This window comes from Pseudomonas sp. CIP-10 (genome assembly GCF_020911845.1).
GTDB classification, from domain to species: domain Bacteria; phylum Pseudomonadota; class Gammaproteobacteria; order Pseudomonadales; family Pseudomonadaceae; genus Aquipseudomonas; species Aquipseudomonas alloputida.
In genome coordinates this window covers 2095650-2107730 of the sequence record NZ_CP087160.1, presented here as the reverse complement: position 1 = coordinate 2107730, position 12081 = coordinate 2095650, and the positions used below count along the sequence as shown (strand labels likewise).

At 57.4% G+C, this 12081-nt stretch carries 19 protein-coding genes, 1 tRNA gene and 1 pseudogene; 12 read left to right on the top strand and 9 right to left on the bottom strand.

What is annotated here, in order from left to right:
* Window positions 1–18 precede the first annotated feature (18 nt).
* The 3 genes and pseudogenes from LMH93_RS09410 to LMH93_RS09400 all read left to right on the top strand — a co-directional run bounded on the left by LMH93_RS09410 (window position 19) and on the right by LMH93_RS09400 (window position 1428).
* Window positions 19–357 (top strand): hypothetical protein, encoded by a 339-nt coding sequence (locus LMH93_RS09410; protein WP_230065047.1) that lies wholly within the window; start codon window positions 19–21, stop codon window positions 355–357.
* Window positions 354–850 (top strand): annotated as a pseudogene (locus tag LMH93_RS09405) (single-stranded DNA-binding protein). The gene LMH93_RS09410 and the pseudogene LMH93_RS09405 overlap by 4 nt, the downstream one beginning before the upstream one ends.
* A 242-nt stretch (window positions 851–1092) precedes the next feature.
* Complete coding sequence (locus LMH93_RS09400) at window positions 1093–1428, top strand: hypothetical protein (RefSeq protein WP_230065045.1); 336 nt, start codon at window positions 1093–1095, stop codon at window positions 1426–1428.
* On the opposite strand, the gene LMH93_RS09395 is transcribed toward LMH93_RS09400, so the two are convergent.
* Both LMH93_RS09395 and LMH93_RS09390 read right to left on the bottom strand, forming a co-directional pair.
* Complete coding sequence (locus tag LMH93_RS09395; protein ID WP_230065044.1) at window positions 1405–1656, bottom strand: hypothetical protein; 252 nt, start codon at window positions 1654–1656, stop codon at window positions 1405–1407. The two genes, LMH93_RS09400 and LMH93_RS09395, sit on opposite strands and share 24 nt — an antisense overlap.
* A gap of 332 nt (window positions 1657–1988) precedes the next feature.
* Window positions 1989–2333, bottom strand: coding sequence for a hypothetical protein (locus tag LMH93_RS09390; RefSeq protein WP_230065043.1), 345 nt, complete (start codon window positions 2331–2333; stop codon window positions 1989–1991).
* Between the two features lie 160 nt (window positions 2334–2493).
* Here LMH93_RS09390 and LMH93_RS09385 point away from each other — a divergent pair, with 160 nt between their 5' ends.
* Window positions 2494–3045, top strand: coding sequence for a hypothetical protein (locus LMH93_RS09385; RefSeq protein ID WP_230065042.1), 552 nt, complete (start codon window positions 2494–2496; stop codon window positions 3043–3045).
* A 23-nt stretch (window positions 3046–3068) separates the two neighbouring features.
* Here LMH93_RS09385 and LMH93_RS09380 read toward each other — a convergent pair whose 3' ends face one another.
* From LMH93_RS09380 to LMH93_RS09365, 4 genes are all read right to left on the bottom strand, one after another.
* A complete protein-coding gene (locus LMH93_RS09380) occupies window positions 3069–3290 on the bottom strand; it encodes a sigma-70 domain-containing protein (RefSeq protein WP_230065041.1) in 222 nt (73 codons plus the stop codon).
* 398 nt (window positions 3291–3688) lie between these two features.
* Window positions 3689–3868, bottom strand: coding sequence for a hypothetical protein (locus LMH93_RS09375; protein ID WP_230065040.1), 180 nt, complete (start codon window positions 3866–3868; stop codon window positions 3689–3691).
* 129 nt (window positions 3869–3997) lie between these two features.
* Entirely contained in the window at window positions 3998–4741 is a 744-nt protein-coding gene (locus LMH93_RS09370; RefSeq protein ID WP_230065039.1) for a hypothetical protein, read from the bottom strand.
* Window positions 4742–4894: 153 nt separating this feature from the next.
* Window positions 4895–5473, bottom strand: coding sequence for an NYN domain-containing protein (locus tag LMH93_RS09365; RefSeq protein WP_014756066.1), 579 nt, complete (start codon window positions 5471–5473; stop codon window positions 4895–4897).
* Window positions 5474–5658: 185 nt separating this feature from the next.
* On the opposite strand from LMH93_RS09365, the gene LMH93_RS09360 reads away from it, so the two are divergent.
* From LMH93_RS09360 to LMH93_RS09345, 4 genes are read left to right on the top strand one after another with little or no spacing between them, the layout of a single operon-like run.
* Window positions 5659–6099, top strand: coding sequence for a hypothetical protein (locus tag LMH93_RS09360; protein WP_230065038.1), 441 nt, complete (start codon window positions 5659–5661; stop codon window positions 6097–6099).
* Window positions 6096–6362 (top strand): hypothetical protein, encoded by a 267-nt coding sequence (locus LMH93_RS09355; protein ID WP_230065037.1) that lies wholly within the window; start codon window positions 6096–6098, stop codon window positions 6360–6362. The genes LMH93_RS09360 and LMH93_RS09355 overlap by 4 nt, the downstream gene beginning before the upstream one ends.
* Window positions 6359–6871, top strand: a complete 513-nt coding sequence (locus LMH93_RS09350; protein ID WP_230065036.1) for a hypothetical protein — start codon at window positions 6359–6361, stop codon at window positions 6869–6871. The genes LMH93_RS09355 and LMH93_RS09350 overlap by 4 nt, the downstream gene beginning before the upstream one ends.
* Entirely contained in the window at window positions 6868–7278 is a 411-nt protein-coding gene (locus LMH93_RS09345) for a phage protein NinX family protein (protein ID WP_230065035.1), read from the top strand. Before LMH93_RS09350 ends, LMH93_RS09345 begins: the two co-directional genes overlap by 4 nt.
* A 51-nt stretch (window positions 7279–7329) precedes the next feature.
* Here LMH93_RS09345 and LMH93_RS09340 read toward each other — a convergent pair whose 3' ends face one another.
* Window positions 7330–7812, bottom strand: coding sequence for a hypothetical protein (locus tag LMH93_RS09340; RefSeq protein WP_230065034.1), 483 nt, complete (start codon window positions 7810–7812; stop codon window positions 7330–7332).
* Between the two features lie 238 nt (window positions 7813–8050).
* Here LMH93_RS09340 and LMH93_RS09335 point away from each other — a divergent pair, with 238 nt between their 5' ends.
* Together LMH93_RS09335 and LMH93_RS09330 are read left to right on the top strand one after the other, a co-directional pair.
* Window positions 8051–8296 carry a DUF4224 domain-containing protein gene (locus tag LMH93_RS09335; protein WP_230065033.1) on the top strand — a complete coding sequence of 82 codons (246 nt, stop codon included), beginning with the start codon at window positions 8051–8053 and terminating at the stop codon, window positions 8294–8296.
* A 1-nt stretch (window position 8297) separates the two neighbouring features.
* Window positions 8298–9347: a tyrosine-type recombinase/integrase gene (locus LMH93_RS09330; RefSeq protein WP_230065032.1), complete on the top strand. Its 1050-nt coding sequence runs from the start codon at window positions 8298–8300 to the stop codon at window positions 9345–9347.
* 121 nt (window positions 9348–9468) lie between these two features.
* Here the strand turns inward: LMH93_RS09330 and LMH93_RS09325 are convergent.
* Window positions 9469–9556: transfer RNA gene (locus LMH93_RS09325), tRNA-Ser, on the bottom strand.
* 133 nt (window positions 9557–9689) lie between these two features.
* On the opposite strand from LMH93_RS09325, the gene LMH93_RS09320 reads away from it, so the two are divergent.
* Complete coding sequence (locus tag LMH93_RS09320; RefSeq protein ID WP_003251184.1) at window positions 9690–10361, top strand: Bax inhibitor-1/YccA family protein; 672 nt, start codon at window positions 9690–9692, stop codon at window positions 10359–10361.
* Window positions 10362–10508: 147 nt separating this feature from the next.
* On the opposite strand, the gene LMH93_RS09315 is transcribed toward LMH93_RS09320, so the two are convergent.
* The gene (locus LMH93_RS09315) at window positions 10509–10676 is read right to left on the bottom strand and encodes a hypothetical protein (protein WP_185968715.1); all 168 of its coding nucleotides are present in this window, start codon (window positions 10674–10676) and stop codon (window positions 10509–10511) included.
* On the opposite strand from LMH93_RS09315, the gene LMH93_RS09310 reads away from it, so the two are divergent.
* On the top strand, window positions 10676–12055 hold the full coding sequence (locus tag LMH93_RS09310; RefSeq protein ID WP_003251186.1) for a nucleobase:cation symporter-2 family protein: 1380 nt from the start codon (window positions 10676–10678) through the stop codon (window positions 12053–12055). The two genes, LMH93_RS09315 and LMH93_RS09310, sit on opposite strands and share 1 nt — an antisense overlap.
* Window positions 12056–12081 lie beyond the last annotated feature (26 nt).

Below are 12081 nucleotides of genomic sequence, written 5' to 3'. Positions count from 1 at the left end.
CCCACTGAGGACCAACCCATGCAAGCAGCCATCCAACACAGCCAGGACAAGCTCGAAGCCCTGCGCCAGGAAGTGATCACGGCCACCGAGGCCTTCCGCGCCAAATCGCGCTTCTTTGTCACCCCAAGCGGCAACGGCTGGGCTGTCGTATCGGCCAGCAACAACCGCGTGTACGGCCGCAACACCAGCTACCCGCAGGCCGTACGCTATGCGGAGAGCCTAGAGCGCGCAATCGACGCAAAAACCCTCCCGGTGGTGGCTGCCGTGAAGGTCCGCCAGGTCGGTGAAAGCGCCACGCGCTGGGTTTCTCTGTTTGCTCTGGCACTGGTCTTGTTGGCCGGGGCGGCGTCTTCATGAGCCGCGGGGTAAACAAGGTCATCCTGGTCGGCACCTGCGGCCAGGACCCGGAAGTGCGCTACCTGCCCAACGGCAATGCAGTCACAAACCTTAGCCTGGCCACCAGCGAGCAGTGGACGGACAAGCAGTTAGGCCAGAAGGTCGAACGCACCGAATGGCACCGCGTGTCGCTGTTCGGCAAGGTCGCGGAGATTGCCGGCGAGTACCTACGCAAGGGGTCCCAATGCTACATCGAGGGCAAGCTGCAGACCCGCGAGTGGGAGAAGGACGGCATCAAGCGCTACACCACGGAAATCATCGTGGACATCAACGGCACGATGCAGCTGCTCGGCAGCCGGCCGCAGGGTCAACAGCCGGGTCAAGTGCCGGATCGTCAACCTCGACAACGCCGGCCGCGCCCCAGCAGCAGATCCAGCAGGCCGCGCCGCCTGATCACGACAGCTTCGACGACGACATACCTTTCGCCCCGCTCCACCACCTGGCGGGCGCATGATCGCCACCATGTCTCAGCCTGTGCCAGCCGTGAAGTACGCGGCGGCCATGGCCAGATCCACTGGTCAGCCTTGGGGCGTATACCGAGGAAACAAGCGTCTACTGGTGGTTATGCCGTCTGGCTCGACGAAGAAAACGCCCATTGAGGTGTGCCAACCATGAGACGCATCCAGAAGCTCACGCAGCAGCGTCGCCGCCAGCTGCATGTACACATCCCGCCCAGCGGAATCAAGGAGGTACCGTATGGCGATGTCACCCAAGGAGCGCGACGAGAAGCGCCGCGCCAAAGCCGCACGGTTACAGGAAGAAGACCTGCGCTTGAAGGTTCGACCAGGGACTAAACAGGCCCTGCTGGAGCTGATGGAGTGGGCCGGGATCGAGGAGCAGGGCGAGGCGATGACGCTGATGATTCATCACCTGCATGGGCTGGGCCCGGGTGGTGCGCTGCCACTGCTTGAACCTCCGCGCCACGAAATCACGGTTTCGCCAGCTGTGGCGCGGAAGCTTCAGCAGTTCAGTGCTGCACAAGCGCTTCGCTTGGATCGCGACCAGATCCTACTCGGGTGCGATCACGAATAGGCAGTAGTGATTGCTGTCCACAACCATCGCGCGCCCGGGGCCAGATTCGACAATCTCCCCCAGATAATTCCCTTTGAGGTCGTAGAACTGATCCCCTTCCACGCGATACAGAAGCTCGTTAGATGGCGAGCGGACATACTCATCGTCATCAATTCGACCAATCGGCAGCTGACCAGGCACCCGCCCCTTGAAAACTTCGTAACGCCCTTTGCTGAAGTCGATAGCCACGCTGGCCTCCCATTGGCCGGCCCAATGCCGGTCACCCGTAATACCCCATCCAAAACCAAATTGCTACCATGCGAGCAGGCCCAACTCAGGGGTTGGCATGACCCGACAGTGGGCTCAGCTAATGGATTCAAGAAACACCCATGCCCCCACAATCGTAAGCACCACCACAGCTACTACCACGAAGACTATGTAGCGAAAATCGCCCTGGGTCATTACGGCATTCCCCCAAATTCTTAGTGTTTGAGGGGTAGAGCAACTCTCATACCAACACCATGCCGCATCCGGTCACAGAGGGCGGCATATGCATGGAAACGTGCCATAGCAAGGGGGCTTCAACCGCCTTCGGTGATCCTTGGTTTGCCCTTCACTGCGTCCGATGTGGCGGAGTAAAACTCGCACTCGAATCTGTAAGGAATCATGGCACCGAAGCCATTCATAAACTCTCCCCTTCCACTCAATGTGGTAGGTGATATTTCGACCATGCCAAGCAATACCGCTTTAGATGGATAACGAAAATTCCTCTTTACTTCGTTGAAACAGGAGTTGTTTCGAGACTCGGCAAGCGCCTCAGACTTCTGTTTCGACTGGAACCAGCTGGCAAATCCTACACCACCCAAGGCTAAAACTGCCGTTCCTAGCACTGCAATAAGGGTGCCTTTACTTTGGGTCTTACTCATCACCGAACATCCTTGATAGAGGCACCAACCAACATCGGCCAATGCTGGCAGTAGGCTATCGAAATCTTGCCTCCTCTCCAAGCGCCATTAGCTGACGCGTTCCTCTTAAAATAGACCGCCGACTCCGGCCACGGAGAGAGGCGCATGCATGGAGAAAGCCATGAGCTACTTCTACAAGACCGAATCGACAAAGGTCCTGGCCGCCGTGCGCGCTTGGGACGAAAAGAAAACGGCCTGGGACGCTCAGCGCAAGAAGCTAGGTGAGGCCTTCGGCGCCGATGCCTCGCCGATGTACAGCGGCTCCCGGAACTACGTCGGTGGCATCAAGCTCAGCGCCAGCCGCGACCTAGATGTGCACTGGTGCCGGCCTGACGAATACGGCTACCGTTCGCTGCGCCGAGCGCCCAAGCATGCCAAGGGCATAGACAAAGAGGCGCGCGCTGCCGAGAAAGCTGAGCACCAGCGCCTGGAAGAACTCTGGAAAGCACATTGCCCGGACGATATCGACCGGGACGAAATGTGGGAGGCCATTGGCGTCGAGCGTGGCGGCATCTGGCTCAGTGGCGGGGTGTGCTTCACCTACGGCGACACCGTGTACCTGAACCTGGGCAGCAAGGCTGCTCATGGCGATGTAGACGGCCTGGTTGAGATCCTCAGCAGCGAGTACGAAACAGCCCGCCAGCGCGTTCTCAACGCACGGAAAGCTGCCTGAACTTACGGTGCTGGCTGACAGCCTCAGTCGACTGAGCGCCCGTCAACACAAGATTCAACACACGCAACAATCGCCGTAAAGCTACCGGTGAAGCTGTGCCGAAGCTCTCTCGGCATGTCGTAGGAAAAGTGGACAAGCCAAGATCCGTCGCCCAGCAGCACAGCCTCCTGACGGTACTTATCAACCTGATCCTCATCAATGCCGAGAGCTGCTGCGATTTCCTGGTTTGTTGGCTCGCGGTCCATCGGGTATTCATCTCGTTGACTGGTATTACAATCAATAACCCAAATGCCATTAAATTGCCACTATCAGGCACAACACCGGCCAAGCCGGTGCATGCATGGAGAAAACCATGAACGATAACCAGACCCCAATGGGCTGCATGGACCACGGAAAGACAGGGTGCGGACGCATCGTTATGAGCAGATGGGATCAGCCTGAGCGCTCGGACAACCAGGCTGATCGCCAGAGATTCATCAGGGATGTGCATCGAAGCAGATTCATCCACTCCACGCAGGTGCGATATAAAGGCGACCGAATGCCTGACTGGGTTGGCCCAAGCCACTGCTCGAACCTCAACTGCAGGTGCCAGGAATTCCTGAATCGAGCCTGACCCTCCTGCGCTGCCCGCCAGCGCCCTCCCCTATTCAACGACAGGGTTGGCGCCCAGGCCTTTCCGGTAGCGCGCAATCGCAATGATCTGCCGCAGGCAGATGACCATGTCCTTCTTGAGGTGGTCATCCGGCAACCCGATCTTTTTCAGCATTGCCTGGGCTTCTTCCTCGATCGAGGTAAGGGCCTCGGTATCGCTTTTCAGTGTCATGGCGACCTCCACTAGGCCGAGTCGACCATGAATTGATAGCTCACTAGAACAAAGCGCGCCACTGCGGCGCCTTCTCCTATTCAACGACAACGCCTCCCCGTTGAGAATGTAGTTAATTTAGGGAACGCGCTACGCGAACATGATTCCCACTTTACAGCCTCGAATGCCAACGGAAGTTAGCTTTGACCAAGACTTTCCGTCCATTGAATAGGAAAGTGTTTCTTCGTTGCCCTTTAAGAAATAGCCTTCGAATTCCATATCAATCTTCTCAACTGCTAACGCATGCGGGGGGTGAACTCGAATCTGAAGCGCTACGTCACCAAGTCCGCGACGAATAGTGATACGAGGGCCCTCCACTTCAACATCCCAGTTGTCGTCGCCAGCAGACCATTCGTTATCAACGATTTTCAAAGTGGTTGCGCCCGTGACGTCAGGAAAAAACCCCGAAAGGAGTAGTGGAGCACCTGGTTCTTCTGGAGGGCGAAACGACAAAAGGTTCACGCCCCGGATTTGAATAAGCGTCTCGCAATCGATAAAGCTTACGCCAGCAAACCTAACCTCGATAGGGCCTGGACCAAAATCAAAAAGTTCAGAAGCAAAGCCCTGTTGCTTGCACTTCGGATTATCGTTCGCTCTAGCAACAGTGGCGGCGGATAGTGTGCCACGAGCTCGTTTCTGGTTGCATTGCATACATAACAACGTCATTCCGACTGGATTATGTTCTTTTGCGTCCTTGAAGTCAGGATTAAAATGTTCGTAGTCATAATATGCTAGCCCGCAGATTACACATCCAAAGCCACAGCGACTTCGAATCTTACGACGAACCTCTTGCGGCACGTAACGACCAAGCCCGTGCTGGTTTCGCTCACCCATTCCAACATCCCCCTTTTCCTTGGAACCACAAAGGCCCGCGATAGCATTTGCCCCAGTTAACCAAATTGCCAAACACGAGATCAGCTCGCCATCGTAGCGAACCTGTTCGCCGGCCTCGGTAACTGGAGTGCCGGCGACGGTGAGCAGGAAGACTTAGACCCTTCCAACCTTGTCAATAATCGTTTCAAATTCGATTATCTGGACGAATGGAGCCAATTCACTGCTGATAGAGCCGGAATTGCCAATGAGGGTTACGTGCACCCCTTCATTCTCGACCAGATGCTGGATGACTTCACTGAAGTCACCGTCCCCAGCTACCAAATAGAGTCGATCCCATTTCATTTTGTTGAACGACCTCATCAAATGAAACGCTAGACCAACATCAACCGCTTTCTGAGCTTTAGTCACATATTGCTCACCGGAGTCAGGGTGAACAATAGGACCTCCACCCATACGGGTTGGCCATTCATGATGCTTGGTCTGAAGCCAGTACAACTTCACCCGCATACCAGCACCGCGCGGCGGCGCAGAACGCAGAAAGTTGTGGAAGCCATTCTGTGCAGCGCTTGGCGGGTCGTTATCACAGTTAAAGTAATAGGCATCCCCAAGGGGCACCCCAGCTTCATCTTCGATGAACGTTCGAAACTTGAGGTAATCCATCTTGGCACCGTCAGCAACGGTAGCCCATGCTTTGATGGCGTAACCGCCATCTACAAAAAGTGCTGCACCCATTTTCGAACGCTCCGTGTGTGAATATCCGAGCAGTAAACGCTATCAAAACGACATCACGAATGTCTACGGGTGACGCTTCCATGCCGAAGGCGACGCGCATGGGACATGAAGCGATTCTGTTTTCACCCCGCCGTACCCCCTCTCCCCTCTATTCACTGCCGCGATATGGCGGCCAAGGAATCCCCGTGCCTGAAGAAACGCGTATCGATCTTGAAAGCCTTGAGCAGAAAGCCCGTGCAGCCAGCCCAGGTCCATGGGTTGTTCATGCCGACGGCATGGAGTTTGGTAGCTCAGATCGCTCTACGAACCCCGGAATCGACACCGCAGACGGTCAGGTGGTCTGCTGGTGGGGAACGGGTCTTTGCGGAATCCCACAGAACCCCGACGCCGAATTCATATCGAGCGCCAACCCTGAAACTGTGCTGGCCCTGATTGCAGAGGTCCGCGCCCTTCGAGCTGACGCGGAGCGGTACCGCTGGTTGCGCGACCCGGACGGCCAGAAAGATCTCAGCAGCGAATACAACATGCCTCCCATAATCTGCGGTTACGCCGAACATGAGGACATTCTTGCCAACGACGCTCTAGACCGCGCGATCGACCTGGGCATGGAGGCGACCAAGTCATGACCCGCTTCGCCCTCTGCCTCCTGCTGCTGGCCACCGGCGCCAGCGCAGACCAATTGCCGAAAGGTGTGGACGTCTTCCACGACGACGAGCGCGGCGCAACCTGCTGGACCTTCGGTTTCGACTGGCGCGGCGGCATCAGCTGCATCCCAGACAGCCAGCTGCAGGCCGGCAACGAGCGCCAGCTCTCTCCGCACGAAACCCAACCCGAACCTACACCCGCACTGGCGCCTGGGCGCTGGATTGATGAGAGGTATCAGCTGTGACAGAAGAAGACATCATCAAGTTTTCGGCCAAGGCCCTCGGCCTTGAGCTGGATTACCGGCGCAGCAGTGACGCCTTCTACTACGACGATCAAGAAACCGGGCGTGAGGTTTGGCTACCCATGCATGATGATCGGCAGACAATGCTCATCATCGCAAAGCTGAGGATGGATATCTGCTGCCTGCACCACCTGGCACGCGCTACAACCCATGTGCCGTACGTGGGATTCAAGCAAAGTGAGGTGCCGCATGCAGACGAACCCGGCGACCGGATGAAGGCCCTGCGCTTGGCAGTTGCAACAGTAGCTGCCAAGTATGGCCAGGGCATGCTCACCGGTGGGACTGACGAGCGCGTGCTGGGGCATTTGATTGGCATCGAAGGATCGACTGCTCATGCCATGCGCGGCGCTGTCCGAGAATCCCGCGAAGAAATCAGCAAGGCATGTCAGCGCCTGAAGCGGAAAGGCTTGGTGACCAACAAGGGATCTTTCTGGCAGGCGGTGCAGCGATGACCGACATGATCGAAGTTAGGGCATCCAACTTGGTCGGCGCGGCGCTGGACTGGGCGGTGGCCATGGCCGAGGGCTACAGGCCGGACAGCGAGCAGCTCGAAGGCGATGGATTGACCGTCATCAGCCCGACGGGCGTGTTCACCAGTGTTAGCGTGCGAGGTGCGGAGAATGGATTCGGCTACCGACCATCCACGGACTGGAGCCAGGGCGGTCCGCTGGTAGACAAGCATCACGGCGGCCTCCACTACGAAGCCCATCTGGTTGATGCAAACTTTCGCTACAGCTCTGGACCGGGCAGGACCGGGTTTTGGTGCTACGGCCCGACCGCGCTAATTGCCTTCTGCCGAGGCCTGGTCAAAGCCAAGCTCGGCGATACCGTCCAGGTGCCAAAGGTACTTGTCCCGTGAAGCTGACGCTTTGTCGCTAGACGAACGCCCTAGAAGGGGCGGTCTTAATCATCATATAGCATCTATCAATAGCTTTAATTGGTAGTTGCTTATACATGACAAAAGACCTCGGGCGTTTGGATTGTGGCTTTGAAAAGCACGGTACAAATTTCTGACCCCAACAAAATCCCCCTGATCCGCCAAATCAAGAATTTTTCGCCGCTGACTTTCGTGATATGCAACCCACCGGAAATGGGTTGACAATTGACGCTCGCTTTCAACACGTTGCGGAATTCGAGACAGCACCGCCTGCAGCTCATTATTAGATGAGCTTTCGATCAAGTTGCGTGCATAGTCATTATGCCCTTGTTTTTCTACGCATAAACTCCTAATTCCCTTCTCTCCGTTGAGTGGCATTTGCCCACCAGGAAAAGAGTCATCAAACAACTGCACTTCCTCATGCCAGACACACCATGCCGTGTGGATATAAAGCTGCTCCTGATCGATAGCGAAAATTGCTGCGCGAAGCTCTGAATCTACTAAGTCTGGTTTCATAAGTACTCCTGCTTTCCTTATCAGCCCTGCAAACTAACCGAGCTGTCCCCTTCACATTAGCAGCCTGCCGTCGTAATTCCATCAATGCCACTGCGTACGCAGATTAGACAATCCCGGCACTAAAACACACAGGCCTCATGTTCAAGCCCATTACCACAGCAACTCCAACGTTAGCTCAAGTTGCAGCAAAAGCGAGCGACCGCCAACCAGCCGCCACTACGGGCGTGGAGACCATCCCATGGAAAACGAGATCCTTTCAGACGAAGAGCTGGCCGACCTTACCGGCTACAAGGCAAGGGGCTGGCAGCGCCGTTGGCTCAACGAACGCGGCTGGCACTTCGTCGAGAGCCGCGGCGGACGGCCCTTGGTTGGCCGCCAATACGCCCGCATGAAGCTGGGCGTAACCCTTGAGGTAGTGCCACTGGCGCCGCCACCCCCACCGTCGGTGCCGGCTTGGACGCCGGATTTTTCAAAGGTGAGGTGATATGCGCCCACGCAAGTCTGAAAACCGCCACCTTCCTCCCCGGCTTTACGAACGCAAGCGAAAGCGCAAAAGCGGCAAGGTCTGGATTAGCTACTACTACCTCGACAAATCGGGCAAAGAAATCGCACTGGGGCCAGACCTGAACGTGGCTAGGTTGAAGTGGGCCGAGCTGGAAGCAAAGGACAAACCGCGAGATCTGCTGCTCATGAAGGCGATCTTCGATCGATATGAGCGGGACATCATTCCCAAGAAGGCCCCCCGCACCCAGAAGGACAACCTCGCCGAACTGCGCCAGCTGCGCCCGTTCTTCGAAGAAGCCCCCATTGATGCAATTACACCGGCGTTGGTTGCTCAGTACCGGGACGCCCGGTCAGCGCCTGTCCGGGCAAACAGGGAGATCGCGCTCCTGTCACACGTCTACAACCTGGCCCGTGAATGGGGCCTCACGACAAAGGAAAACCCTTGCCAGGGCGTGCGCAAGAACAAGGAAATGCCCCGAGACTTCTACGCCAATGACGCGGTATGGAAGGCGGTTTACGCAAAAGCGGTTGAAGAGTTGAAGGTCGCCATGGACTTGGCGTACTTGACAGGCCAGCGCCCTGCGGACGTGCTGGTGATGAGGAAGGACGACATCGAGGACAAGGCCCTCGGCGTGAAACAGAAGAAGACCCACAAGAAGCTGCGGATCCTGCTGGAGGTGGACGGGATGGCCAGTGGCCTGGGCGTCCTCATCGAAGCGATCTTGAAACGCAACGCGGCGCACGGTTCGCCTTACTTGATACTGACCGATGCGGGGAAACGGGTTACTGCGGCGATGCTGCGGCACCGCTGGGATGATGCTCGGGAGGAAGCGGTGAAGGAAGCGACCGCTGCCGGTGACCAGGTGCTGGCCAGCCGGATCAGTCAGTTCCAGTTCCGCGACATTCGCCCCAAGGCGGCATCGGAAATCGCCGATGTCGACCACGCTAGCCTGCTGCTGGGCCATACGAAAGGAGACATTACCGAAAGGGTTTACCGACGCGTCGGGGCGCTCGCCAAGCCGACCAAATGAGCAAAGTTTTAGGACGCGTCCTAACACCGTTGCACCGATACCCTTCCCAAGGCCGTTCCCACGGCTAGGTTTTCCAAGCCCCAAAAACGCAAAAAGCCCTGAATAATCAGGGCTTTGAATATGGCGGAAGCGTAGAGATTCGAACTCTAGGATAGTTGCCCATCGACGGTTTTCAAGACCGTTGCCTTAAACCACTCGGCCACGCTTCCAGCTCGTTTTGCGGCCGCCATAATACCTTAATGAAACACGCTGTCAAACTCTCTGTGTCGCGGGTTGCAGGAGCAATGGTAGACTCCTAGCATCTGAACGTCCGAAACCACAGGTTTACCAAGGAGTGTCGCCATGCGCGAACAGGATTACGCCGTCCACCACGGCCAGCAGGTCGAGCAGCAGGAGATCAGCAAGGTCCTGCGCAACACGTACAGCCTGCTGGCGCTTACTCTCGCCTTCAGCGGTGTCATGGCTTTCGTTGCCCAGCAGATGCGCGTCGGCTACCCGAACGTGTTCGTGGTGCTGATCGGCTTCTACGGGCTGTTCTTCCTTACCAACAAACTGCGTGATTCGGCCTGGGGCCTGGTGTCCACCTTCGCGCTTACCGGCTTCATGGGCTTCATCCTCGGCCCGATCCTCAACCGTTACCTGGGCATGGCCGGTGGCGCCGAGGTAGTGAGCTCCGCGTTCGCCATGACTGCGCTGGTATTTGGTGGTCTGTCGGCCTACGTGCTGATCACCCGCAAGGACATGAGCTTCCTCAGCGGCTTCATCACTGCAGGTTTCTTCGTTCTGCTGGGTGCTGTCGTTGCCAGCTTCTTCTTCCAGATCAGCGGCCTGCAACTGGCAATCAGCGCTGGCTTCGTGCTGTTCTCGTCGGTCTGCATCCTGTTCCAGACCAGCGCGATCATTCACGGTGGTGAGCGTAACTACATCATGGCGACCATCAGCCTGTATGTGTCGATCTACAACCTGTTTGTCAGCCTGCTGCAGTTGTTTGGCATCATGGGTCGTGATGACTGATTGATTGCTGTGCCGCAACAAGCCCGCTTAGGCGGGCTTTTTTGTAGGCGCTGGAAATGGGGCGGGCTGCGGGATGTTCGTCGGAAGAGGTTCAGCGCCTGATAGATCGAGCGGCGCCCGCGCAGCGCATCGCGAGCAAGCTCGCTCCTACATCAGTTTCGAGCCAATTATGCCGGCAACCGCAATAACTGACCAAAAAGTCAGATAACCAGGCAAATGGTCGCCGATCATGTCGCCATCCTGCTTTTCTCTACCGCTATCTTTCATCACCCCGTAAAATGCGCTCCTTTTTTCTTCCGGGGCGGCTTTCAGCAATGAGCTCACACGAACACAGCCCAGGCGCAGCGGCGCCTGCCAATGAACTGGTGCTTGGTCTGGAGGACAAGCCACGGCTGTTGATCGGCCTGTTGGCAGCCCTGCAGCACCTGCTGGCGATCATCGTACCTATCGTCACCCCTGGCCTGCTGATCTGCCAGGCATTGGGTGTATCTGCACGTGATACCAATCTGATCGTTTCGATGTCGCTGGTGATCTCGGGTATCGCCACCTTCGTCCAGTGCAAACGCTTCGGCCCATTTGGCGCGGGGCTGCTGATCGTTCAGGGCACCAGCTTCAACTTCGTCGGCCCGCTGATTGCCGGCGGTGCGCTGATGGTCAAGCAAGGCACGCCGGTCGAGGGCGTAATGGCAGCCATTTTTGGCGTAGTAATCGCAGGCTCGTTCGTCGAGATGGGCGTGTCGCGCATCCTGCCCTTCGTCAAACGCCTGATCACCCCGCTGGTGACTGGCATCGTGGTGTTGATGATCGGCCTGACACTGATCAAGGTCGGCCTGATCAGCATGGGAGGCGGCTTTGGTGCCATGGCCAATGGCACCTTTGCCAATGGCGAAAACCTGCTGATGTCGGGCGTGGTACTGGCGATCATCGTCGTTCTCAACCGTATCCCGGTGGTGTGGATGCGCAGCTGCGCCATCGTCATCGCCCTCGCGGTCGGCTATGCGCTGGCCGGTTTCCTGGGCCGCCTGGACTTTACCGGCATGCACGAGGCCGCGCTGTTCCAGGTGCCGACACCACTGCACTTTGGCCTGGGCTTCTCGTGGGCGCTGTTCATTCCGATGCTGGTGATCTACCTGGTCACTTCGCTGGAAGCCATCGGTGACGTTACCGCCACCAGCAAGGTGTCGCGCCAGCCGGTCGAAGGGCCGGTGTGGATGCAGCGGATCAAGGGGGGCGTGCTGGTCAACGGCGCCAACTCGCTGCTGGCCGGTCTGTTCAACACCTTCCCTAGCTCGATCTTTGCCCAGAACAACGGGGTGATTCAGCTGACCGGTATTGCCAGCCGTCATATCGGTATGTGGATTGCCGTAATGCTGGTGTTGCTGGGTCTGTTCCCGAGTGTTGCCGGGGTGATTCAGGCCGTGCCGGAGCCAGTGCTGGGCGGCGCGGCGATGGTCATGTTTGGCGCGGTTGCGGCGTCGGGTATCAATATTCTGGCCAGCACCCGGCTGGACCGTCGGGCGCTGCTGATTATTGCGGTGTCGTTGGCGCTGGGGCTGGGCGTGGCGCAGGTGCCGGAATTCCTGGCGCACATGCCGGCGGCGATTCGCAACGTGCTGGAGTCGGGTGTGGCTACCGGGGGGATTTGTGCGCTGGTGCTGAACTGGTTCTTGCCGGAGGGCAAGGAGCAGGCTTGAACCTGGAGAGTGAATGATAAGCCCGC

Bases quoted from the DNA above. Each gene is read 5' to 3' on its own strand.
- LMH93_RS09410 (WP_230065047.1), top strand. From the start codon at position 19: ATGCAAGCAGCCATCCAACACAGCCAGGACAAGCTCGAAGCCCTGCGC.
- LMH93_RS09400 (WP_230065045.1), top strand. From the start codon at position 1,093: ATGGCGATGTCACCCAAGGAGCGCGACGAGAAGCGCCGCGCCAAAGCC.
- LMH93_RS09390 (WP_230065043.1), bottom strand. From the start codon at position 2,333: ATGAGTAAGACCCAAAGTAAAGGCACCCTTATTGCAGTGCTAGGAACG.
- LMH93_RS09385 (WP_230065042.1), top strand. From the start codon at position 2,494: ATGAGCTACTTCTACAAGACCGAATCGACAAAGGTCCTGGCCGCCGTG.
- LMH93_RS09380 (WP_230065041.1), bottom strand. From the start codon at position 3,290: ATGGACCGCGAGCCAACAAACCAGGAAATCGCAGCAGCTCTCGGCATT.
- LMH93_RS09375 (WP_230065040.1), bottom strand. From the start codon at position 3,868: ATGACACTGAAAAGCGATACCGAGGCCCTTACCTCGATCGAGGAAGAA.
- LMH93_RS09370 (WP_230065039.1), bottom strand. From the start codon at position 4,741: ATGGGTGAGCGAAACCAGCACGGGCTTGGTCGTTACGTGCCGCAAGAG.
- LMH93_RS09365 (WP_014756066.1), bottom strand. From the start codon at position 5,473: ATGGGTGCAGCACTTTTTGTAGATGGCGGTTACGCCATCAAAGCATGG.
- LMH93_RS09355 (WP_230065037.1), top strand. From the start codon at position 6,096: ATGACCCGCTTCGCCCTCTGCCTCCTGCTGCTGGCCACCGGCGCCAGC.
- LMH93_RS09345 (WP_230065035.1), top strand. From the start codon at position 6,868: ATGACCGACATGATCGAAGTTAGGGCATCCAACTTGGTCGGCGCGGCG.
- LMH93_RS09340 (WP_230065034.1), bottom strand. From the start codon at position 7,812: ATGAAACCAGACTTAGTAGATTCAGAGCTTCGCGCAGCAATTTTCGCT.
- LMH93_RS09335 (WP_230065033.1), top strand. From the start codon at position 8,051: ATGGAAAACGAGATCCTTTCAGACGAAGAGCTGGCCGACCTTACCGGC.
- LMH93_RS09330 (WP_230065032.1), top strand. From the start codon at position 8,298: ATGCGCCCACGCAAGTCTGAAAACCGCCACCTTCCTCCCCGGCTTTAC.
- LMH93_RS09320 (WP_003251184.1), top strand. From the start codon at position 9,690: ATGCGCGAACAGGATTACGCCGTCCACCACGGCCAGCAGGTCGAGCAG.
- LMH93_RS09310 (WP_003251186.1), top strand. From the start codon at position 10,676: ATGAGCTCACACGAACACAGCCCAGGCGCAGCGGCGCCTGCCAATGAA.